The organism is Tissierella sp. P1, assembly GCF_002266425.1.
Classification (GTDB): Bacteria; Bacillota; Clostridia; order Tissierellales; family Tissierellaceae; genus Tissierella; species Tissierella carlieri.
The window spans coordinates 39,248-60,720 of the sequence record NZ_NPMN01000018.1 but is presented as its reverse complement, the minus strand read 5'-3'; the positions used below and the strand labels follow the sequence as shown (position 1 = coordinate 60,720).

The following is a 21,473-nucleotide window of genomic DNA, read 5'->3' as shown; positions in this document are numbered from 1 at the left end:
GCCTTTGTATCAAAACTTAGAAAGGATGTTTTTATGAAAAAATATCTAGATAGTTTAAATAAGTCAATATTATTTAGAAATTTAAACAAGGATGAAATAAATGATTTAATCTCTGTAGTCTCATATAGTATAAGTAATTATCAAAAAGATGATGTAATTGCAATAGAAGGAGATGATTGCAACAGTCTAGGTATAATATTGTCTGGCACTGTAGAAATTCATAAACCTTTCCCATCAGGAAAAATTGTAACAATTAATAATTTTGAAGCTGGGAATGTGTTCGGCGAAGCCCTTATTTTTTCTGGAAGTCACAAGTATCCAGCTACTATAATCTCCTCTAGCAATACTGAAATAATGTATATAAACAAAGATGATATAATTAAACTAATGAAGTCCGATGATAGAGTATTAAATAACTTTGTGTCGGTTTTATCTAATAGGATTTTAATGTTAAATGATAGAATAACAAATCTTTCTTATGATACTGTTAGAAAAAAAATTGTCAATATTATCTTAGTGGAATATGGTAAACAGAAAAACAAGATATTAACACTACCATTCTGTAGAAAAAAAATGGCAGAATTATTAAATATTCCTCGTCCATCTTTGTCGAGGGAATTGATGAAAATGAAAGAAGACGGTATAATTGACTACCATAAAAATAAGCTAAAAATTGTCGACATAGATTTACTAGAAGAATGTTTATTAAAATAGTGAATGTGAATATATTTCCATATAATCCAATTTATGTATAGAAGATATCTATAGATATAAATTACTTATAGATATCTTCTATTTTTATATCCTCAACTAATTTTATATAATCTAGTTAAGATTGATAATTATTTTTCAAAGGAGGTTTTGTAAATGGGTGGTAAACGCAAAATGTTTATCTATGGAGGTATTATTGGACTTATAGGTGCTATTCTTATGAAGCTGGGAAACCCTGGTAATATGGGGATATGCATTGCTTGTTTCTGGAGGGATATTGCTGGAGCCCTCGGTCTGCACAGGGCTGAAGTAGTGCAATATATACGACCTGAAATAATCGGCATAATATTCGGTTCTTTTATTATTTCTTATATGACAGGCGATTTTAAGGTTAAAGGTGGTTCTTCTCCATTAATAAGATTTGTTTTAGGCTTCTTTTTAATGATTGGTGCTCTTGTATTCTTAGGCTGTCCGCTCAGAATGCTTCTAAGATTGGGAAATGGAGATTTAAATGCTCTGGTAGGTTTATTTGGATATGTGGCAGGAATCTTCATAGGTGTACAATTCCTTAAAAGGGGATACACCCTTGGTAAAAGTATAGACCAACCCAAAATTGTAGGATTTATTTTCCCTATAATAGCTGTTGTCTTACTTATTTTCTTAGTTGTTAAACCTGCATTTATATTATTTAGTACAGAGGGTCCCGGTTCTATGGCAGCACCTATTATCATATCCTTAGTTTTAGGTGCAATAGTTGGTATCGCTCTTCAAAGAAGTAGAGTCTGCACTGCCGGTGGATTTAGAGATGCTATATTAATTAAAGATTACCATTTCTTATGGGGATTAGTTGGAATTTTTGTATTTAATTTGGCTGGTAATCTTATATTAAATTTCAGTAGCTTTAAATTAGGTTTTGAAGGTCAACCAGTAGCTCATACAAATCATCTTTGGAATTTCTTAGGTATGACTCTTGTAGGTCTTTGCTCAGTTTTACTTGGAGGCTGCCCAATTAGACAAACTGTCTTAGCCAGCCAAGGAGATGGCGATGCTGGTGTTACAGTATTAGGGCTTGTAGTTGGTGCTGCATTTGCTCATAACTTTGGTTTAGCATCCAGTGCTAAGGGTGCTACGGCTAATGGCAAACTTGCTGTTATTATCGGTATAATATTTGTATTATTCTTAGCTTATAGTGTTGTAATAAATAGTAAAAAAACTAAATCCCAGTCTAAGGAGGTAAAAATCAATGGCTAATATTATTGATGCTAGAGGTAGGTCCTGTCCTGAACCTGTTATTATGACTAAAAATGAAATTGATATTAATCCTAATATAGAATTACAGGTTTTAGTTGATACCCATGTAGCAGTTGAAAATATTACTAGATTTGTTACTGGAAAAGGGTATAATGTAAATGTAGAAGAAAAAAATGGAGAATATACAATTCATATTAAAAAATAGGTGATTTGATGGAAGAATTTTACTGTGTAGTTACATTTCATGTTACCCAACATGCATTAATTTTTGAGAAATTTATGAATGATAAAGGTATTCCTGTAAAGCTGATGCCTGTGCCCAGACAAGTCAGCTCAAGCTGTGGAACAGCTGCAAAGATACCTTGTGAATTAGAATATGATATAAAGAAATTGTGCGAAGATGAAGATGTTCCTATAGATGATTTTCATAAGATTATAAATCTGAAGGGAAAATCTTGGTTTTCTAAGTATATTAATAAATAATTTTCAAAAGAATGCTTCTTTTAATTTGAAGAAACATTCTTTTGTTTTATCTTTATCATTTTTTACAAAATAAAGCTTGATTTTTCCAAATTTTCATATATAATTATATTATTGGCAAATATAAGAAAGGAGGTCGTGAAGATGATCAGAATGAATTTTGTACTTAACAACAAAGAAAACTTAATAATTTTAACAACACGACCTGGGTACAAGATTTAATTTTTTGCTACTGAGTTTTATACCATAGGTGTGTTCGCCTATGGTTTTTTATATTTTTGTAGTATCCTTATTAGGGTATCCGTGTCTCTACATAGAAATAATCAACCATAGGTATATACCTATGGTTTTTTAATTAAGGAGGGAGAGAATGAGGGATTTTAAAAAACTACTAAAATTTATGAAAGGGTACAGGATTATTTATTTATTTGGAATGATATCAATTCTTATATCTCAAATACTTACTACTGTCACCCCTCTTATCTTAAGAACAACAATTGATAGTATAATTGGCGATGAAGTAATTGCCTCTTCAACCATTCAGAGAATTGTTGATTTCTTAGGTGGAAAAGAATTTTTAAAAGAAAAACTGTGGATTATAGGTCTTTTGCTTGTTTCTGTAGCTATTTTAAGAGGAATATTCTTATATCTAAAGAATACCCTAGCTAGTCAATCTGCAGAAAATACTACTCAGAGAATAAGGGATAAACTCTATGATCATATACAGAGGCTCCCCTATGAATATCATGTTAAGTCAGAGACTGGAGAGCTTATACAAAAATGTACATCTGACGTAGATACTATAAGAAGATTTTTAGCTATACAACTTGTAGAGGTTGTAGGATCAATGTTTATGTTGATTTTTATACTTTATGTAATGTTCACCATGAACATTAAGATGGCTATGATATCTATAATAGTATTACCTATAACATTTTTATTTTCATTTATATTTTTTACTAAAGTAAAAAAGGCTTTTGAAGCCTCGGACGAGGCAGAAGCAAGAATGACTACTACTCTTCAAGAAAATTTAACAGGGGTTAGAGTTGTAAAAGCCTTTTCTAGACAAAAATTTGAAGTTGATAAATTTGATGAGAAAAATTTAGAATATAGAGACCTAACTTATAAGCTAATAAAAAACTTATCAGCTTATTGGGGATTATCTGATTTACTTAGTATGTCTCAAGTTGGATTTGTTATTATAGTTGGTAGCTACCTTGCATATGAAGGTGAATTGTCACTTGGGTCTTTTGTAGCTTTTGTCAGTTATATTAATATGATAATCTGGCCAGTTAGACAAATGGGTAGAACCCTAACAGATATGGGTAAGGCATTTGTATCATTAAAAAGAATTGATGAAATATTTGCGGAACCAATAGAGATATTAGATGAGAATAACCATAAGCCTAATATCAAAGGTAATATAGAATTTAAAAATGTTTATTTTGAGTATGAGGAAAATAAACCAGTTTTATCAGATCTTTCATTTGATGTTGAAACTGGTGAAACCATTGCTTTAATAGGACCTACAGGATCTGGTAAATCTTCTTTAGTACATTTATTACCAAGATTATATGAATATAGTCATGGTTCTATAAAGATTGACGGTATTGAGCTAAATACTATAGATAAATCTTGGATTAGAAAAAATGTTGGATTAGTACTACAGGAGCCTTTCCTTTATGCTAAAAATATAAGAGAGAATATTAGGCTAGCTAATCCATCTTTAAAAGATGAAAAGGTAATTATGGCTGCGAAAACTGCTTCCATCCATGAAGATATAAAATCCTTTGAATCTGGCTATGAAACTATCGTAGGAGAACGTGGTGTTTCACTATCTGGGGGTCAAAAGCAAAGAATGGCAATTGCAAGAACTATTATCAATGACTGTCCAATTGTTATATTTGATGACTCATTATCTGCAGTAGATACTGAGACGGATATTTCCATTAGAAAGGCTTTAGGCAGTAGAAAAAATAAAGCTACTACTATTATCATATCCCATAGAATTTCAACTGTATCTGAAGCAGATATGATACTGGTAATAGATAAGGGAAAAATCATTCAAAGAGGTACTCATAATGATTTAATTAATGAAGAAGGGCTATATAAACGAGTATATACCATACAAAATTCATTAGATGATGAAGTAATAAATGCATAGGGGGTGTTAATTTGACACAAGAAAATAATAACCAAGATAAGATACAGATTAATATATGGAAAGATTTCTTTAAATATTTAAAACCATATAAACTTGAGTTTGGAATATTGGCTTTAATGATGATATGCCTTGGGATATTGGATTCTATTTTTCCTCTAATGACGAAATATGCTATAGATAATTTTATAGAAAAAAATACTTTAGCTGGAATAGAAAAATTTGGTTTTGTTTATTTTTCTGCAGTAATTGCGCTAGCTCTTACGGTTTATCTATTCATATCTCTAGCTGGTAAACTAGAAACAAAAATGGCTTATGATATTAGAAAGATAGGATTTGAAAAGCTTCAGCTTTTACCTCTATCCTATTATGATGATAAGGCTGTTGGATGGTTAATGGCAAGAATGACCTCTGATATAGGTAGGCTATCAGAGACCATATCTTGGTCATTGGTAGATCTTGCATGGGGTTTCTCCATGATGACTGCTGTAACCATTGCAATGATTAGATTAAACTTTAAATTAGCTTTAATTACATTATCTGTAATACCGATATTAGCAATTATCAGCTTTTATTTTCAAAAGAAAATACTAAAGGCTCAAAGAGATGTGAGAAAAATAAACTCCAAGATTACAGCTGCCTATAATGAGGATATTCAGGGAGCTAAAACTACAAAAACATTAGTTAGAGAAGATATTAATCTTCAGGAATTTTCTGAGATAACCACATCCATGAGAGATAATTCCATAAGAGCTACTGTGATCTCCTCTGTTTATTTACCTATTATACTTACTCTAGGTAGTATAGGTACTGCTTTAGCTTTAAATTATGGTGGTAAAGGAGTCTTACTAGGTGCTATTTCCTATGGAACATTGGTAGCTTTTATATCTTATACAGCTCAATTTTACGAGCCAGTGCGTCAGATAGCTGTAATATTTGCGGAGTTGCAGGCAGCTCAAGCTTCAGCTGAAAGAGTTTTCTCTTTATTGAATGAAGTACCTGCTATAATAGATAGTGGTGAGGTAAAAGAGAAATATGGAGACTTGCTAAATCCTAAAAGAGAACTTTGGCCTGGGATTAAGGGAGCTATTGAATTTAAAAATGTATCCTTTTCTTATAAGACCGGAGAAACTATACTTGATAATTTTAACTTAAAGGTTAAACCAGGTGAGACTATAGCCTTAGTTGGTGAAACTGGCTCAGGAAAATCAACTATAGTAAATCTATTTTGTAGATTTTATGAACCTACATCTGGTGAGATTTTAATCGATGGTATAAATTATAAAGATATGCCACAAAACTGGATACATGAAAATCTTGGATATGTACTACAAGCTCCTCATCTATTCAGTGGTACTATAAAAGAAAATATTAAATATGGTAATCTAGATGCTACAGATGAAGAAATTATAGCTGCAAGTAAATTAGTTGATGCCCATAGCTTTATTATGGATACTGAAAAGGGATATGATACTCAAGTTGGTGAAGGGGGAGGCTTACTTTCAACTGGCCAAAAGCAGCTTATATCCTTTGCAAGAGCAGTTGTCCGTAACCCAAGGCTATTTGTACTAGATGAGGCTACTTCATCTATAGATACAGAAACTGAAAAGATTATTCAAGATGCTATTCACAAAGTACTAGATGGAAGAACTTCCTTTGTTATAGCTCATAGACTATCTACCATAAAAAATGCAGATAGGATTTTAGTTATAAGAAATGGAAAAATTGAAGAAGCAGGAAACCATAAGGAATTGATTAAGAAGAAGGGCTATTATTATAATCTATATACTAATCAGTTCATTGAAGAAAAAAGTATGAATGTATTAGGATAAGTAAAATAGATAGGGTAGGTTTTTAGTCTTTGCTAAAACCTACCCTTTAACTATTAAATCTAAGAACATTTTAAAATTAAATTTCTTTGCTTATCATATGAATACCTGCTATGGCATATATTACTTTGGATATAAAATAAACCTCATACATAGGGCTTATAAATTTATCCCCCTTTCTATCTCCATTTGCATAAATATAAGGTAGTATTATGATTTATTATATCTTAAATAAGGTAGGTATTCTAAGTTGATTATTACATTATTAACTCCTTTTCTATTATTTCCCTTAACTTAATCTTGTTTTCTTCACTTCCATTTAACTCCATTATCTTCCTTACCTTAGTAGGTTTTTCTGTTAATATTATAATTTTATCTCCTAAGGTTAAAGCCTCTTCTATATCATGGGTTACTATTATACAGGTTCTATTTTCCGTTATTCTCAGTTCCTTAAAAAAATCTATTAATACTTGCTTACTATTGATATCTAAGGATTTAAAAGGCTCGTCCATTATAAGTAAGTTGGATGGATAAGCAAAAGCCCTCAATATACTTATCTTTTGTCGCATTCCACCACTAAGGTCCTTGGGATAATAATATCTGTATTCCTCTAAATTGACTAATTTTAAATACCTTTCTATAGTAGTCTCTATTTTCTCTTTATTCATTTTATTTTTCAAAACAAATTCTATATTAGAACTTACATTTTTCCATGGAATAAGTCTATCTTCTTGAAATACAAAGGATATATCATCTTCAAATCCTATTATCTTTCCTGAATACTCTTTTATTATTCCCGATATTATATTTAAAAGAGTAGTTTTTCCACATCCTGATGGTCCTAAAATACATATTGTTTTGTTTTTAGGAAAATCAATGCTAATATCCTCTAATACCTTTAACTCATTGTAGCCTTTTATTATATTCTTGACCTGATACATAAATTTTTTATCCCTTCCAGTATATATTTAAATATTTTAGAAATAAGAAGAATTACTATTATCCAAGCAAAAACTCCTGAAGTATTCAAGTACATCTTCTGTAATTGCAAATTACTTCCTATGGCATATTTAGGCTGTGATAATACTTCTCCTGCAATTACCATCTTTAGATTAATCCCCAATGCAGAAGATATAATATTATTTAAACTTAGCAAGATACTTGGTATGTAGATATCCTTTATAATAGTAGACTTATCTACCTTGTATATTTCTGCCATAGCTATAATTTTTTTATCCACGTTTAATATTCCATTCAAAACCGTTTCATATAATATAGGAAATACCATAATAAATCCTACAAAAATCGGTACCATCTCATTATCCAACCATATGAGAGCCAATATAATAATAGCCATAGTCGGTACTGAGCTTAAAAAGTTTATTATAGGAACCATTAAATAATATATAGTTTTAAAGATACTAGAAAAAATTCCTATCACCATGGCTAAAAACAATGATATCATAAATCCAATTAAACTTCTTAGGAGAGAATAGCCAATAATAATTAAAAAATTTGAATTTGTGGCTATATCTACAAGACTACTAAAAGTACTCTTTATTGTAGGAAATATCACTTCATTGTCTATAAATACCGATAGCAATATCCATATGATTATTATTAAGATTTTTGAAATGATAGATAATTTCCTATCTTTCAAAATAAATTTTTTCATCAGGCATTTTTCCTCCTATAAAATCCGGTGCAAAATCTAATATTGCTCCATAATAGGCATTATATTCTTCTTTACCGTCTCTTATATCAAAGGATTCTATATTAGTCCATATTATCCCTTTCTCTATTGTCTCCTTCGCTACACTAATTCCCAATTCCTCCGAATATTCTCCTAGTTCTTCTCCATTTTCCTTTGCCCATTTCCTACTTTCCTCATATATATCAATAAATTGTTTCACAAATTCTATATTATTCTCTATTAAGTCTTCTTTAATTATTAAGCTAGCCTGAGGATAGCCTTTAGTCGTTCCTGTTACATTAGCCCATTCTTCGTTAAGGTCAAAAATCACTTTAGTATCCTGTTTCTTCATCCTCACAGTAGTTAACAAAGGTTCTGCTAAAACGGCTAAATTAGATTTTCCACTGATAAATATAGGACCAACCTCTGAAGCAGCATTTAAATATGTAATCTTCACATCCTTATCTGGAACAATTTCATTTTTAGATAAAACATATCTAAGAACTATATCTGGAGTAAGTCCCTTCCCAAAGGTATATATTTCCTTATCTTTTAATTCCTCAAAATTCTTTATATCTTCTGCACTAGCTAGATAGAGTGAGCCCCATACAGATGTACCTACTATTTTATATGGCAGTTCCTTATTAAATGCCTGAGCTGCTAGATTTGATGGAACTATGGCAATATCTGCTTCCCCTTTTAATATCTTTGTGACTAATAAATCCGGAGATTTTTCCATTTCATATTCAATAGTTATACTCTCATCAATAATTGGATTTTCTTTAGCCAACTTAGCAGCTGTTAAAGCAGGTGTCCCATCTTGATAAATAAATTTAATAATCTTAGGCTCTTTTTGCAAAGTATCTAATTTATTACAGCCTATCACTCCTAGTATTACAATAATTAAGAATAAATACAATAATAATGTTTTTTTCATCTTTTTCATGCTCCTTATATTTTTTAGTCTGACTTTGCTGTTGATAAAACCTCTAAGTATAGTTACCCATACTTAGAGGTTTTAACTTATATTTTACCAATCTTTTTGATTGGTATGAAGTAGTTTGTGTGATTTATGTGACAACGGCTTCCCCAAATACTCTTAATAGCATTTTATAACTGACGGATTTTTATGTGAGAAACGTAAATTATTCACCTTATCTAATCCATATAGTATCTCATCTCTTTCATTAGCTAATTCCTTACCATCCTCTAGCTGTCCTCCTCCACTAGCGCAGCCTATAGGACAGGCCTAATCTCAACAAAGTCATATTCAGCAGTTCCCACTCTAATAGCCTCTATTAGCTTTCCTGCATTTCCCAATCCACTGGCAACAGCAACCCTAAGTTTTGGTCAAAGCTTGCTTCTTTCCATCCTTTTCTTCCTCTTACTTCCTTAAATGCATCAGGATTAGGATTTTCATTTTTAATCAAATAAATGGTTTGCTGGACTTAATTTCACGTAATTATACTAATCCTACTCATTTTACATCTCCCTTTCTTAATAATTTATTATTATTTTTATGCCTTTATTTTGCCAAACTATTCTCTATATTGATATTATTATATCATACAATTTTATATTGCATGTATTTTTATTAAAATAGGAAAAAGGCTTCCTTAAATTATTAGTACTTTAATGGAAGCCTTTTTATATTAAATCTTATAATGAATGACATTAAAATTCTTATATTATCCAATGGTTAATCTACATAATGAGCATTGCTACTATTGTAGTTATAGTCAATCCAATAACTACTGGTTTAAAGTTTCTTCTCGTTAATTCAAAAGGATCTACTCCACAAATAGCTGCTGCTGGAATGACTGCCCAAGGTATTAATGTTCCTCCTCCTACCCATATTGCTGCAATTTGACCTAGGGCCGTAAGAGTAGCTACACCTTTTCCTATTGCGGCTCCAAATAATCTAGCCACAGAGCCTGCTAAAGATATACCAGAAAAACCTGAACCATCTAAGCCTGTTATTGCCCCTACTGATGTAATGGTCACTGCTCCTACTCCAGCATTTAATGGTACAATATTAGCTAAGGCAATACCTAAATCATTCACTAATCCTTGAGAACCTTCAGGTAAGAATTCACCAATAACTTTTAAAAACCCATCATCTCCTAAGTAAAAAAAAGCTGCTATGGGTATTACTGGACCAAATATTTCAAATCCAAATTTAAATCCTGATACTAAATATTTTGTTATCTCTTCTAAAGCTTTTCCTTTATGAACCAATAGTGAAACTAATACAAGTATAAATATAGCAGTTCCGCCTATTAAAGCTGTAGCATCCCCGCCCTGTAAATTGGCTATAAACATAATTATAACGTCTATACCGAACAATATGGGAGTTACAACTGCCAAAGTTTTCTTGGTCTTCATTGTTAGTACATTTTTTAAGATATCTCCCTCTTCTTTATTCTTAAATCTATTGATTTTTTGTTCTGCTTTTATTTTTCCGCTTTTCAAATCTCTCTTTAAAAATATAAATGCCGTAATTGTAGTAACTACTCCCATAACAATTACTAATGGAATACTTGCAGAAATCACTTGTGATACTGGAATACCTGCTGCATCTGCTGTAAGCTTTGGTGCTCCTTGAATAATAAAATCTCCTGATAATGCTATTCCATGCCCAAATAAATTCATTGTCATAGCTACAGCTAAAGCTGGTAATCCAGCACTAACTGCCACTGGTAACATAACTGCTCCTATTAGAGCTACAGCTGGAGATGGCCAAAAAAACCAAGATATTATCATCATAAGTATTCCTATTACCCAATAAGCTAATGTAGGGTTCTTTATTAATTTTGTAAAAGGTGAGACCATTATTTCGTTTATTCCTGTTTTGGTTAGAATCGTACTCATCCCTACTATTACTGAAATAATAAGGATTGTTCCCATTAGTTCCACTATGGCATAGATGAAAGAGTTGAAAACCCCCATTATTGCTTGAGATAATGAAGAAGTAGCAATGATTCCTAGTATAAATACTCCTAAAATACATACTAAAGAAGTATCTCTCTTTTTAATCATTACCCCTAATATTAAAAGAGTAAATAGAAGATATACATAATGTAGAGCATTTAATTGAATGTCCATAAAATCCCTCCCATATTCTTTTGTACTTTAGAATATGCAAAAAATAACATGGAGGTGAAGATAAACATTAAAGATATAAAAATATGCTAGTTTCTACAGAAACCAGCATACTTTTATATTTATATTTTTTTATAATACATTATATGTTAAACTTTATTAATAAGGATATATAAATTCATTCTCTGGTTTATTTACTTCTTCTATACTCTCAATTTCAATTAGAGGTATTTTCTCTTCATTATCCTCTATGCTTTTTAAAATTCCATTAATCTTATTCCAAGAACCTTCTTCTAATTCAGATGCCTTATCATAATTACATAAAAAGCCTATAACTTGAGTATCAGCTGCACAGCATACCATCATAAGTCTTCCCATTACAAATTGATTTTGCTTGAATTCATTATTTCTAAAAACAAATCCAGTTAATTCGATATTTTTCCCTTCATATTTATCTACATTTATATATATTTCATCAATCCATTTTATAAAATTACCTTCATCAAGAATAATTCTACCATCTTCTAAAGAAAGAATATTTCCCTCATCATCGAGTATATCACTATATATATCAAATATTTCTGATGAAATATTCCCTTCAATTTCTTTTTCACCATCTATTTTTGACTCTACTATATTCTTTGAAGTAATTTTATTTAATTTCGCACTTTCAGAAATCATTGTCTTAGGCGGAAATATAAATGCTGTCAGTACAGGAAATAAAAAAATAATATATCTACCTATTTTAGTATTCTTTCTCCTAACTTTAAAAAGTTCCTTTATCATAAATAGTATTATAAATATAAAGCTAATTATAGCAAAAGCAATATATGGTATTATGCGAGGATGAACATAGTTAGTCACTGTATTCTTTTTAATTGTCATAAGATAAAAGGCAGTAAAACCTAATAAAAAGACTAATCTCAAAAAAATATCTATATTTATTCCATGAAGTCTTCTTAGCTTCATATCTAATCACCCTAAATACAATATAGTAAAAAAACAAATAGCTGAAAATGTTATATTAAATACAATAAAAGTCAGTTTGATAATAAACCTTTTACTAAAAATATCTGATAACATAATTAAATTCTTAATATCTATCATAGGTCCTAGAATCATAAATCCCATTATGCTGCTTAGTGAAAACTGATTTAGGAAACTTCTGGCAATAAAAGCATCTGATGATGAACATAAGGAAAAAAGAAATCCTATGAACATCATAAGTAGAATAGCCGTTACACTATTTCCTCCCAGTTTTAAAATAATATCTTTAGGAATTATGACTTGAAAAAAGCTTGTCAATAATGCACCTATTATCAAAAATTTTCCAACATCGAAAAATTCTTCACCTGCATGTTTGAATATTGTACTTATCTTCCCTTTAATATCTCTATTATTTACATTATTACAATAAACACAATTGCAAAGATTGTCTAATTCATGGTTTTTAATAGTCATTTCTCCCTCAGGAAAAATCAGAAATAAAATACCAGAAATTATTGCAACTATGATACCTATTATTAATCTAAATATCATAATTTGTGGCTGCCCAGGGAATGCATAATATGTAGAGACTATAACTATTGGATTTACAATGGGAGCTGCTAACATAAAAGTTATTGCTGCATATAATGGAACTCCTTTTTTTACTAATCTAGATACAACAGGCACTATAGCACAGTCACAAACTGGGAAAAATAACCCTCCCACAATGGCTACTAGAAATGATATTATTTTATTTTTAGGAAAATACTTAACTATCATATCTCTTGTTACAAATATCTGAATAATAGATGATATAAATACTCCAAGAATTAAAAATGGGAATGATTCCATCAATATGCTTATAAAAATTGTATTTAAAATATATATATTAGAAAAGTCTATGTTAAATTTGCTAAAATCAATTGATATTAAAAGGTTTATAGATAAATAAATTGATGCAGCTATTAAAAAGAGTATTGATAACTTATCATAAATCGTCCCTTTCCATATTTTATTTGTTTCTTTATTTTTAGTATAATTTAAAAATTTTTCATGTTCATTAATTTCTATAACTAAACCTGATTTATTTATACTTCCAATTTTTTTATTGATGTCCTCTAGTTCATCATCAGATACGCCATCAACATGATTTAAAATAATTAAATCACTATAGCTATCTTATTTATAAGATTATTGCCTAGTATTCCCATTAGCATATTAAACTGCCTACAATCAATAATATTTATAATCCTTTCAATTCTTGTACATTTTCTCATACTTTTAGTGTCTAATTGATTTAATAATTCTTCAATTGTTTCCATCCCATTTTGCTCGATAATAATCTTATCTGGAGAATATTTATCAACTATCTGCTTCATATACATTTCTTCTAAGGAATTACCCTTTGGAATTTTTTCAATGATTATATTTTCATTTATATATTTTTCATTTATTTCTTTTTGTCCCATTTCACATTGTATTATAACTATCTTTTTGTTCTTATCTATATCCTCTCTTAAAATAATATTAATCATTGATGTTTTCCCAGAACTCAAAAACCCTGTAACTATTTCTATTCCTGTTTTCATAAACATGTCCTCTTGTTATATATCATGAAATATTTTATTTAATTTATCTTTATTAAGCTCCGTTCCTATGATGGAAACCTTTCCATTATAATTCGGTAGTGCTTCTGCTATTTGGATATCTCCTGGAACGTAGTTAAACTGAATCCACCTATTGTCTTGGATTTCTACAATTCCTTTCGCCCTTAAAATATTTCCATACTCTTCGGATATATTGAATTCTCTTACAATATTCTCTATCTTATTTTTTGTAAAAATTCTAGGAGTTTCTAGCCCCCAAGATTCAAATACTTTATGCGAGTTAGATTTTTTTACTTTTTCCTTTATTACCCTAATGTTTTTTACTTTTTTATTGATAGGATTAATAGTGTTTTTCTCTGCCAATGAAACAATTGTATTTAGTTTAAGCTCTTGCCAAGGTGTTGAAACTATATTGCCTTTACTATTAATCTCCTGTATTTCTCTAGTTACAAGTTCTATTTCTTCTTTAGCAGTATTATTGGTTCTACTAAGCAAAATAGTCTTAGCATTTTTTATTTGATCTTCAAAAAATTCTCCAAAATTTGAAATATATAAACAAAACCTTTCTACATCAACAACTGTTATCAACATATTAATTTGGATTAAATCTTCTAATCTTTCTGACTTGCAAGCTTTAATTATTTCAGATAGCTTCCCTACTCCAGATGGCTCTATAATAATTCTCCCCGGATTGATTTTTTCAATTATTTCCTCAATAGATTTCTCGAAATCTTGTGTTAAAGAGCAACATATACATCCTGAATTTATTTCTTTAATTTCTAATCCAGACTCTCTTATTAACTCTCCATCTATACCTACTTCTCCAAATTCATTTTCTATAATCACTACTTTTTCATTATAAAGGTTTTGACTAATCATCTCTTTTATTAAAGTAGTTTTGCCTGCACCTAAAAATCCTGATATAATATCAATTTTTATTTTCATACATATCCTCCTCTATACATTCAGGGCAATAACCATGTATCTCTAACTTATGGCCTATTATATGAAACTTAGTATTTCGTTGTATTTGACTTTCATATTCCTCTAAGGGACAGTGACCTATCTTTATCATTTTTTTACAAGATAAGCAAATTAGATAGTGACTGTGTTCTTCCATATTTAGCTCATACAGGTTTTTATCGTCTTCTCCAATACTAGTCTTTATAGCTATATCCTTTAAAACAAAGGTGTTTAATATCCTATATACCGTTGAGAAATTCATATTTACATTTGAATCTTGACTTCTTATAAATATTTCTTCTGCAGTAATAGGTGAATCTGTCTTCTTCAATATATCTAAAATTACATTTCTCTGTTTGGTATTCTTTATTCCATGTTTACTAAATATTTCCTTATTATCTATTCTTCTCAATTTGCTATCTCCTTTTAATTATCTCAATTTTATTTTATCTTCCCTATAATTAAAGATATCACAAAGCAAATGGCATTTACAATAACTATTGTAGCTCCTGTTGGAAGGTCATAGATAAATGAAATAAATATCCCTAATAGTACTGATAAAACTGATACTATTATAGATATAATTATAGTATTTTTAAAACTAGTAGATAATTGTAATGCCGTTACTGTTGGAAAAATAATCATGCTTGAGATTAACATCGTACCAACTACCCGGATGCCAAGAACTACCGTTATGGATATTAGGATTGATATTAGATAATTTAATTGTTTAACATTTATTCCCATTGTCATAGCAAAATTTTCATCATAGGTAATTGCAAATAAACTATTATAAAATGAAATAATTAATAATAAAATAATTATGGATAAGATTACAGAAAGTATTAGTTCAAAATTGCTGATTACTAAAATACTTCCAAAAAGATAACTAAACAAATCAACATTAAATCCATTTGACAAGGAAGAAATTAGCACTCCTAAAGCCACTGAAAAAGATGATATAAGACCTATAGATGCATCCCCTCCTATTTTGTTTCTCTCAGTTAGTTTCAATATTATTATTGAGGCTACAGCAACTATTGGTATGGACATTAATATAGGTGACTGGTTTAATAATAAGGCCATAGCCACTGTTGCAAAACTTACGTGGGCTAATCCATCACCAATCATAGAATATTTCTTTAATACAAGAAATATCCCTAGAAAGGATGAAGAAATCGCTATTAAACTTCCCGCAACAATTGCCTTCATCATAAAATCATATTGTAATATCTCTCCTATTATAAAAATTATATTTCCCAATTATATCCCTCCATCTATTTGATTTATATTGATGGGATTTGAGTATCTTCCTATTTCCTTTGAATGGAGGAAGGATGTATATGTGCCATAAAAAACAAGCTCTGTTTCAAGATATAAAACCTTATTTATATAATTTCCTAGAGTTTTCAAATCATGAGATACTACTATTATGGTTACATTATCCTCTTTATTTAATTCTTTGAGAATTCTATAAAGTTCATCTCTCATTTTAGTATCTAAATAGTTAGTGGGCTCGTCTAATATTAATATATTAGGTGAAGATACCATAGCCCGTGCCAAAAATACCCTTTGCTGCTGTCCTCCGGATAAATCACCTATTTTTTTATATCTTAAGTCGTATATATCCAGTTTCTTGAGAATAGTATTTACTTTAATGTAATCTTCCTCTGTATAGAATTTAAATATTCCTTTTTGCGATAGTAATCCTGTTGCAACTATCTCCTTTACTTTTGCTGGAAAAAACTTATCACTTGAAATAGATTTTTGCGGAAGATAGCCTAATCTAGCTTCCCCATGAAAATTTATTCTGCCATCTGTACACTCTATTAACCCTAAAATTGCATTTAATAATGTGGTTTTGCCCGAACCATTAGGTCCAACAATTCCTAGATAATCTCCTTTATATATACTGAAGCTAATATCTTTTACTGCTTCATGCCTTCCATATTTTAGGGTTAAATTTTCTACTGATAATATCTCATTCTTCATAGCCAAGTCCTTCTTTTAGTCTTTCTAAATTTCCTTTCATAATATCGATATATCTTACATCTGACTCTATCTCTTCCTTAGATAAATTATGTGCACCATGCAATAAAATCATTTTAGCTCCCGTTTCTGACGATATTATTTTAGCTACCTTAGGATCAATTAATTCTTCATAGAATATTGATTTTACCCCTGCATCTTCAATATTTTTAATTAATTCAATAATCATTTTAGGTGTTGGTTCTGCATTAGGAGAAAATCCTTTGTATGGTGTAATGAACTCTAGATTATACCTCATAGAAAAATAACCAAATGCAGAATGCCCACCATAGATAACCTTTTTTGAATTTACCTTCTCTAAAGCTTCTGCAATTTCTTTGTCTAGTAAGTCTAATTGTTTTTTATATTCTTCTGCATTTTTTATATAAAATTCCTTATTTTCTTTATCTGCTTCTGTAAGAGCTACTGTTATGTTATCTATCATTTTTTGTGCATATATAAGATCTAGCCATATATGAGGATCTTTGCCGCTATGATCATGAGCATGGTCTTCATTCTCATGACCCTCATGCTCATCTTCTTCATGCCCATGTCCTTCAAGTAGTTCTACACCTTCACTGGCATCAGTTATTATTAAATCATAGCCTTCAATATTGTCTGCTATTTTTTTCGCCCAAGGTTCCATATATTCACCAGTATAAATAAATATATCCGCATTCTTAATATCTACCATATCTTTAGGAGTAGGCTCATATGAATGTGATTCTACTCCTGGTGGAAGTAACAAACTTACATCAACCTTATCTTTGCCAATTTCTTTTACAAAATCATATTGAGGAAACAAAGTTGTTATAATTTTTAGTTTCCCACTATTCGCATCTTTATTATTTATCTTTTTACTGCAGCCTGATATCAATAATATTACAAGTGAAAATATAAATACTTTCAGAATCCTTTTCCCTTTCACCATATACTCCTCCTCTTTTCTAGTCTATTTTGTTCATTATTAAATGCTAACGCAAATCATTTGCATTTAATTTTTCGTATAAAAAACCTCTTAACTTTTATGTTAAGAGTAATTTTATTTATATTTATTATATATAGCTATATATCATTTGTCAATAATCTATATATATAATTCTTTTAAGTGCCATGTTTATTTTTATTCTTTAATTAACTTAATACTTATACAATAAAATATATATCCTATCAAATATCCGCCTATTACATCTGTTGGCCAATGGACTCCTAAATAAATCCTACTAATTCCCATTAGACATATCATGACAAAAGATATAATATGGATTAGCTTTTTCTTCCTATCATTATCTACTTTTTTCGCTAATAAAAATGCTATTGTAGAATAAAGGGTCATTGTTACCATAGAATGTCCGCTAGGAAAACTTAATCCCCCTTGATTCACCAAAAAAAACTCTAGTGGTCTTGTTCTTTGGAAGAATTGCTTTAATAAATAATTTAATAAATATGATCCCAGAGTTGATAACAACAATAATTTAGATATGTAATATTTCTTTTTGATTAATGTATATGATATCCCCATAGCAGTAACTGGCAATAAAAAATTTACAGATCCTATAAAAGATATAAATTTCATAAAGGATAATGTTCTTGGATTGGCATTATTGTGTATGTACTTCATTATATCCACATCAAATAAAACACCCTCACTGCTACCCTTAACCATAAATCCTAAAATTAAAAATATTATTAACATTAAACCTAAAATTAAACTTTTACCTTGCTTATTCATTTATACACCCCTATTATTTTTCTATCAAATTAATTATACCAAAATTCTCATAAAATACAAAAAACTTCTTAATAAAAAAGGCTTCTAAAGGAGAATTTTAAGAAAGCCTTTTTTGGTCACTGCATAAGCAACTTGCACAAAATCAAAAATTTCAGTTATCTCAGTTCTAAAATGAAAAAGAGAAAAAAGTAGAACTTTCCTATTCGTTATGGAAAAGGTTCATTTCTTTAATGAAATCAACCTTTCTATTAACCTTATTCTTCTATGTTTTTAAATCCGTCACCTAATACTTCATAAACATTACTTACTGTAATAAATGCATTTTTATCTATGCCTTTAATATAGCTTTTCAATTTAATAAAATCTCTTCTATCTATAACTGTTACTACTACATTCTTTTTCTCTCCTGTATAGCTCCTTTAGCATTATATATAGTCGCTCCTCTTTCCAAATCATTTACTATATATTCTCTAATATTATTACTATATTCACTCACTATATTGACTTCTTTACACAAGCTTATCCCTTCTATAGTCCAATCTATTACTACACCATTTAATATAATTCCCAATAGAGAATACATTCCCAACTCAGGTCCGAATGCGAATCCAGCCATTATTATTATAATGAAGTCTGATATAAGTACTCCTTTGCCAAGTTCTATCCCAAAGAACTTATTTATTATCTTTGCTATTATATCAGTTCCGCCTGTTGATGCATTTTGATTAAATACAATCCCCATACCTATTGCCGATATAAAAACTCCAAAAATCAGCTGTATTATAATATCTTCTGCTAAAGGCTGTTGTATAGGTATAGTTCTCTCAAATAAAGAAATGGTTATAGAAGTCCCCATACTTGCATAAATAGTCTTAAATCCAAAGCTGGTTCCCACAATAAGAAAACCAATTATAAATAAAATTATATTAATGATTATCATAATAGCTCCTATTGATAAAATTGGAATCCAATGATTAATAACAATGGCAAGTCCATTAGCTCCACCTACAGCTAATTTCTGGGGCATAAGAAAGAAATATAAACCTGCTGCTACCATTATCATACCGAGAGTTATAAATACATATTCTTTTATTTTTCCTTTCAAATACGTTCCTCCTTTATAATTTTTATTTACAAAAAACCTCCCAAAACTTGAGTGTTTTGGGAGGCACAAATAAATAGACAGATTATATATAATTTGCCTATATATTTAAATCTGCTTTTGACACCCCCTATCCACCGTAGAGTTTTTTAGTGCATAAGTAAAGGCAGGTCTTCTGACTTTGGTTCATAAGACTTAAAGTCTTCCCGATTTATTCAGTGACATTAGTTTTAAATCCTTCCCCATTACAGCGGCGGGACCGTATAGGCATTTCACCTATTTCCCTTTTAAGCAAAGAATATTTTTCTCTGCACCTTCACCTAATTATTAAGTTATCAATTCAAGTATATAGTATATTATTATTACAGTCAACTATATGTAGCACGAACTAATCTCACCAAGAAGAAGATAGAATATTCTATCTTCTTTTTCTTGGTGGTGCTATATGAATCGCTTTATCTTCTAATCCCAATGTAGCCTCAAAGAATGCTTCTGAAAGAGTCGGATGGGCATGAATTGTTCTCATTATACTATATATATCCAATCCATTAGCTATAGCCAGTGTTCCTTCTGCAATTAAATCATTTGCATGAGGTCCAAGTATATGAACTCCCAAAACTTTCTTATCTTCTTCACCAGCAAGTATTTTTATTATTCCCTCTCCTTCTCCTAAAGATAAGGCCTTTCCATTAGCTGCAAACATAAACTTACTAGCCTTATAAGCTATTCCTTTTTCTTTAAGCTCTTCCTCAGTGTAGCCTACATGAGCTACTTCATTCATTGTAAATACGCAATTCGGATAGATATCTAAGTTGACATCCGGTGTATGACCCATTATTTTTTCCATTACATATTCACCTTGTGCAGATGCCACATGAGCTAATTGAACTCCTCTATTTACATCTCCTATGCATATATGCCAGAAATATTTGTCTCAAACTCATTATCTACAAAAACACCTTTGTCATCATATTTAATCCCTAATTCATCAAGGTTTAATCCTTCTATTACGGGACCCCTTCCTGATGCAATAAGTACTTTATCTCCTATTACTTCTATTTCTTCGTCTTTTTCTTTATATTTGGCTAAAACTCTAAGTTTATCTCCCTCTTTGGTGATTTCTTTAGCCCTAATATCAACATATGTTTCAATTCCTTGTTTTTTCAACATCGGTACTAATCTTCTTGAAATCTCCTTATCCGCATCCTTTAGAATCCTAGATGCTAAAAGAATTACTTGGGAGCCTAGTTCTTGATAAATGCTTGCAAACTCTAAACCTATTACTCCACCACCTACTACAATTAACGTTTCTGGAATCTCTTCCATCTCTAGAAGCTCATCAGACGTGATTACCCCTTCTAAATCAACTCCTTTTGTTTCGGTCATTTGTGGTTTAGAACCTGTAGCTATAACTATATTATCCACAGTTATTTCCTTTTTACTTCCATCTTTTAATTCTACAGAAATATTATTTTTATTTTTTATATTAGCTGTTCCACGTAAAAACTCTATGTTTTTATAAGAGGATATAAGTTGTTCAATACCTCCTACTAAAGTATTTACAACTTTATTTTTTCTCTCTTGTAGTGCTTTTCCATCCATTTTAAATTCTCCTGCTGTAATTCCAAACTCAGCAGCTCTTTTAAAACTGGACATAATCTCTGCATTTCTAAAATATGTTTTAGTAGGGATACAGCCCCTATTAAGGCATGTACCCCCTACTTCTCTATTTTCTATTAAGATTACATTTGCACCAAGTTGAGCTCCTCTTATTGCCGCTACATAGCCTCCTGGACCAGCTCCTATAACTGCAATAGTTTTAGTCAA

General features: G+C 30.1%; 26 protein-coding genes and 1 riboswitch. Of the genes, 6 read left to right on the top strand and 20 right to left on the bottom strand.

Going from position 1 to position 21,473, the window contains the following annotated elements; genetic code table 11:
• Positions 1 to 33: 33 nt before the first annotated feature.
• The 6 genes from CIW83_RS13555 (at position 34) to CIW83_RS13530 (ending at position 6,435) form a co-directional block, all read left to right on the top strand.
• Positions 34 to 714 carry a Crp/Fnr family transcriptional regulator gene (locus tag CIW83_RS13555; RefSeq protein WP_094902034.1) on the top strand — a complete coding sequence of 227 codons (681 nt, stop codon included), beginning with the start codon at positions 34 to 36 and terminating at the stop codon, positions 712 to 714.
• 153 nt (positions 715 to 867) lie between these two features.
• Positions 868 to 1,962, top strand: a complete 1,095-nt coding sequence (gene yedE / locus CIW83_RS13550) for a YedE family putative selenium transporter (protein ID WP_094902032.1) — start codon at positions 868 to 870, stop codon at positions 1,960 to 1,962.
• Positions 1,955 to 2,167 (top strand): sulfurtransferase TusA family protein, encoded by a 213-nt coding sequence (locus CIW83_RS13545; protein ID WP_094902030.1) that lies wholly within the window; start codon positions 1,955 to 1,957, stop codon positions 2,165 to 2,167. Before yedE ends, CIW83_RS13545 begins: the two co-directional genes overlap by 8 nt.
• 8 nt (positions 2,168 to 2,175) lie before the next feature.
• Positions 2,176 to 2,445: a DUF3343 domain-containing protein gene (locus CIW83_RS13540; protein ID WP_094902028.1), complete on the top strand. Its 270-nt coding sequence runs from the start codon at positions 2,176 to 2,178 to the stop codon at positions 2,443 to 2,445.
• Positions 2,446 to 2,812: 367 nt separating this feature from the next.
• Entirely contained in the window at positions 2,813 to 4,606 is a 1,794-nt protein-coding gene (locus CIW83_RS13535) for an ABC transporter ATP-binding protein (RefSeq protein WP_094902026.1), read from the top strand.
• Positions 4,607 to 4,617: 11 nt separating this feature from the next.
• A complete protein-coding gene (locus CIW83_RS13530) occupies positions 4,618 to 6,435 on the top strand; it encodes an ABC transporter ATP-binding protein (protein ID WP_235601340.1) in 1,818 nt (605 codons plus the stop codon).
• A 254-nt stretch (positions 6,436 to 6,689) separates the two neighbouring features.
• Here CIW83_RS13530 and CIW83_RS13525 read toward each other — a convergent pair whose 3' ends face one another.
• From CIW83_RS13525 to CIW83_RS13445, 20 genes are all read right to left on the bottom strand, one after another.
• Entirely contained in the window at positions 6,690 to 7,373 is a 684-nt protein-coding gene (locus CIW83_RS13525) for an ABC transporter ATP-binding protein (protein WP_094902024.1), read from the bottom strand.
• Positions 7,352 to 8,107 (bottom strand): ABC transporter permease, encoded by a 756-nt coding sequence (locus tag CIW83_RS13520; protein WP_094902022.1) that lies wholly within the window; start codon positions 8,105 to 8,107, stop codon positions 7,352 to 7,354. Before CIW83_RS13520 ends, CIW83_RS13525 begins: the two co-directional genes overlap by 22 nt.
• Complete coding sequence (locus CIW83_RS13515; protein ID WP_094902020.1) at positions 8,082 to 9,062, bottom strand: ABC transporter substrate-binding protein; 981 nt, start codon at positions 9,060 to 9,062, stop codon at positions 8,082 to 8,084. The genes CIW83_RS13520 and CIW83_RS13515 overlap by 26 nt, the downstream gene beginning before the upstream one ends.
• A gap of 162 nt (positions 9,063 to 9,224) precedes the next feature.
• Entirely contained in the window at positions 9,225 to 9,278 is a 54-nt protein-coding gene (locus CIW83_RS23800; RefSeq protein WP_235601342.1) for a hypothetical protein, read from the bottom strand.
• An 83-nt stretch (positions 9,279 to 9,361) separates the two neighbouring features.
• Positions 9,362 to 9,445 carry a hypothetical protein gene (locus CIW83_RS23040; protein ID WP_201259887.1) on the bottom strand — a complete coding sequence of 28 codons (84 nt, stop codon included), beginning with the start codon at positions 9,443 to 9,445 and terminating at the stop codon, positions 9,362 to 9,364.
• Positions 9,424 to 9,555, bottom strand: a complete 132-nt coding sequence (locus CIW83_RS24430; RefSeq protein WP_255374423.1) for a hypothetical protein — start codon at positions 9,553 to 9,555, stop codon at positions 9,424 to 9,426. Before CIW83_RS24430 ends, CIW83_RS23040 begins: the two co-directional genes overlap by 22 nt.
• Before the next feature lie 274 nt (positions 9,556 to 9,829).
• Positions 9,830 to 11,230 carry a hypothetical protein gene (locus tag CIW83_RS13500; protein WP_094902018.1) on the bottom strand — a complete coding sequence of 467 codons (1,401 nt, stop codon included), beginning with the start codon at positions 11,228 to 11,230 and terminating at the stop codon, positions 9,830 to 9,832.
• Positions 11,231 to 11,386: 156 nt separating this feature from the next.
• Positions 11,387 to 12,196 (bottom strand): TIGR03943 family protein, encoded by an 810-nt coding sequence (locus tag CIW83_RS13495; protein WP_094902016.1) that lies wholly within the window; start codon positions 12,194 to 12,196, stop codon positions 11,387 to 11,389.
• A 6-nt stretch (positions 12,197 to 12,202) separates the two neighbouring features.
• The gene (locus tag CIW83_RS13490) at positions 12,203 to 13,084 is read right to left on the bottom strand and encodes a permease (RefSeq protein ID WP_255374425.1); all 882 of its coding nucleotides are present in this window, start codon (positions 13,082 to 13,084) and stop codon (positions 12,203 to 12,205) included.
• A gap of 290 nt (positions 13,085 to 13,374) precedes the next feature.
• Entirely contained in the window at positions 13,375 to 13,803 is a 429-nt protein-coding gene (locus tag CIW83_RS13485) for a GTP-binding protein (RefSeq protein WP_158220121.1), read from the bottom strand.
• A gap of 15 nt (positions 13,804 to 13,818) precedes the next feature.
• The gene (locus CIW83_RS13480) at positions 13,819 to 14,766 is read right to left on the bottom strand and encodes a GTP-binding protein (RefSeq protein ID WP_094902010.1); all 948 of its coding nucleotides are present in this window, start codon (positions 14,764 to 14,766) and stop codon (positions 13,819 to 13,821) included.
• Entirely contained in the window at positions 14,750 to 15,196 is a 447-nt protein-coding gene (locus CIW83_RS13475) for a Fur family transcriptional regulator (RefSeq protein WP_094902008.1), read from the bottom strand. Before CIW83_RS13475 ends, CIW83_RS13480 begins: the two co-directional genes overlap by 17 nt.
• Before the next feature lie 29 nt (positions 15,197 to 15,225).
• Positions 15,226 to 16,047 (bottom strand): metal ABC transporter permease, encoded by an 822-nt coding sequence (locus CIW83_RS13470; RefSeq protein WP_201259882.1) that lies wholly within the window; start codon positions 16,045 to 16,047, stop codon positions 15,226 to 15,228.
• Positions 16,048 to 16,776, bottom strand: coding sequence for a metal ABC transporter ATP-binding protein (locus CIW83_RS13465; protein WP_094902007.1), 729 nt, complete (start codon positions 16,774 to 16,776; stop codon positions 16,048 to 16,050).
• The gene (locus tag CIW83_RS13460) at positions 16,766 to 17,743 is read right to left on the bottom strand and encodes a metal ABC transporter solute-binding protein, Zn/Mn family (protein WP_094902005.1); all 978 of its coding nucleotides are present in this window, start codon (positions 17,741 to 17,743) and stop codon (positions 16,766 to 16,768) included. Before CIW83_RS13460 ends, CIW83_RS13465 begins: the two co-directional genes overlap by 11 nt.
• Before the next feature lie 192 nt (positions 17,744 to 17,935).
• Positions 17,936 to 18,544: a phosphatase PAP2 family protein gene (locus CIW83_RS13455; RefSeq protein ID WP_094902003.1), complete on the bottom strand. Its 609-nt coding sequence runs from the start codon at positions 18,542 to 18,544 to the stop codon at positions 17,936 to 17,938.
• 254 nt (positions 18,545 to 18,798) lie between these two features.
• The gene (locus CIW83_RS23035) at positions 18,799 to 18,897 is read right to left on the bottom strand and encodes a DUF2179 domain-containing protein (protein WP_235601339.1); all 99 of its coding nucleotides are present in this window, start codon (positions 18,895 to 18,897) and stop codon (positions 18,799 to 18,801) included.
• Between the two features lie 35 nt (positions 18,898 to 18,932).
• Positions 18,933 to 19,649 (bottom strand): YitT family protein, encoded by a 717-nt coding sequence (locus tag CIW83_RS13450; RefSeq protein ID WP_201259881.1) that lies wholly within the window; start codon positions 19,647 to 19,649, stop codon positions 18,933 to 18,935.
• A 144-nt stretch (positions 19,650 to 19,793) separates the two neighbouring features.
• Positions 19,794 to 19,979, bottom strand: a riboswitch (cobalamin riboswitch).
• A gap of 85 nt (positions 19,980 to 20,064) precedes the next feature.
• The gene (locus tag CIW83_RS23795) at positions 20,065 to 20,493 is read right to left on the bottom strand and encodes a hypothetical protein (RefSeq protein ID WP_235601338.1); all 429 of its coding nucleotides are present in this window, start codon (positions 20,491 to 20,493) and stop codon (positions 20,065 to 20,067) included.
• Positions 20,494 to 20,552: 59 nt separating this feature from the next.
• Positions 20,553 to 21,473: an NAD(P)/FAD-dependent oxidoreductase gene (locus CIW83_RS13445; protein WP_235601337.1), complete on the bottom strand. Its 921-nt coding sequence runs from the start codon at positions 21,471 to 21,473 to the stop codon at positions 20,553 to 20,555.

Excerpts from the sequence above, each read along its gene's own strand:
- CIW83_RS13555 (WP_094902034.1), top strand. The coding sequence starts at position 34 with ATGAAAAAATATCTAGATAGTTTAAATAAGTCAATATTATTTAGAAAT.
- yedE (WP_094902032.1), top strand. The coding sequence starts at position 868 with ATGGGTGGTAAACGCAAAATGTTTATCTATGGAGGTATTATTGGACTT.
- CIW83_RS13545 (WP_094902030.1), top strand. The coding sequence starts at position 1,955 with ATGGCTAATATTATTGATGCTAGAGGTAGGTCCTGTCCTGAACCTGTT.
- CIW83_RS13540 (WP_094902028.1), top strand. The coding sequence starts at position 2,176 with ATGGAAGAATTTTACTGTGTAGTTACATTTCATGTTACCCAACATGCA.
- CIW83_RS13535 (WP_094902026.1), top strand. The coding sequence starts at position 2,813 with ATGAGGGATTTTAAAAAACTACTAAAATTTATGAAAGGGTACAGGATT.
- CIW83_RS13525 (WP_094902024.1), bottom strand. The coding sequence starts at position 7,373 with ATGTATCAGGTCAAGAATATAATAAAAGGCTACAATGAGTTAAAGGTA.
- CIW83_RS13520 (WP_094902022.1), bottom strand. The coding sequence starts at position 8,107 with ATGAAAAAATTTATTTTGAAAGATAGGAAATTATCTATCATTTCAAAA.
- CIW83_RS13515 (WP_094902020.1), bottom strand. The coding sequence starts at position 9,062 with ATGAAAAAAACATTATTATTGTATTTATTCTTAATTATTGTAATACTA.
- CIW83_RS13500 (WP_094902018.1), bottom strand. The coding sequence starts at position 11,230 with ATGGACATTCAATTAAATGCTCTACATTATGTATATCTTCTATTTACT.
- CIW83_RS13495 (WP_094902016.1), bottom strand. The coding sequence starts at position 12,196 with ATGAAGCTAAGAAGACTTCATGGAATAAATATAGATATTTTTTTGAGA.
- CIW83_RS13485 (WP_158220121.1), bottom strand. The coding sequence starts at position 13,803 with ATGAAAACAGGAATAGAAATAGTTACAGGGTTTTTGAGTTCTGGGAAA.
- CIW83_RS13480 (WP_094902010.1), bottom strand. The coding sequence starts at position 14,766 with ATGAAAATAAAAATTGATATTATATCAGGATTTTTAGGTGCAGGCAAA.
- CIW83_RS13465 (WP_094902007.1), bottom strand. The coding sequence starts at position 16,776 with ATGAAGAATGAGATATTATCAGTAGAAAATTTAACCCTAAAATATGGA.
- CIW83_RS13460 (WP_094902005.1), bottom strand. The coding sequence starts at position 17,743 with ATGGTGAAAGGGAAAAGGATTCTGAAAGTATTTATATTTTCACTTGTA.
- CIW83_RS13455 (WP_094902003.1), bottom strand. The coding sequence starts at position 18,544 with ATGAATAAGCAAGGTAAAAGTTTAATTTTAGGTTTAATGTTAATAATA.
- CIW83_RS23795 (WP_235601338.1), bottom strand. The coding sequence starts at position 20,493 with ATGGAAAAAATAATGGGTCATACACCGGATGTCAACTTAGATATCTAT.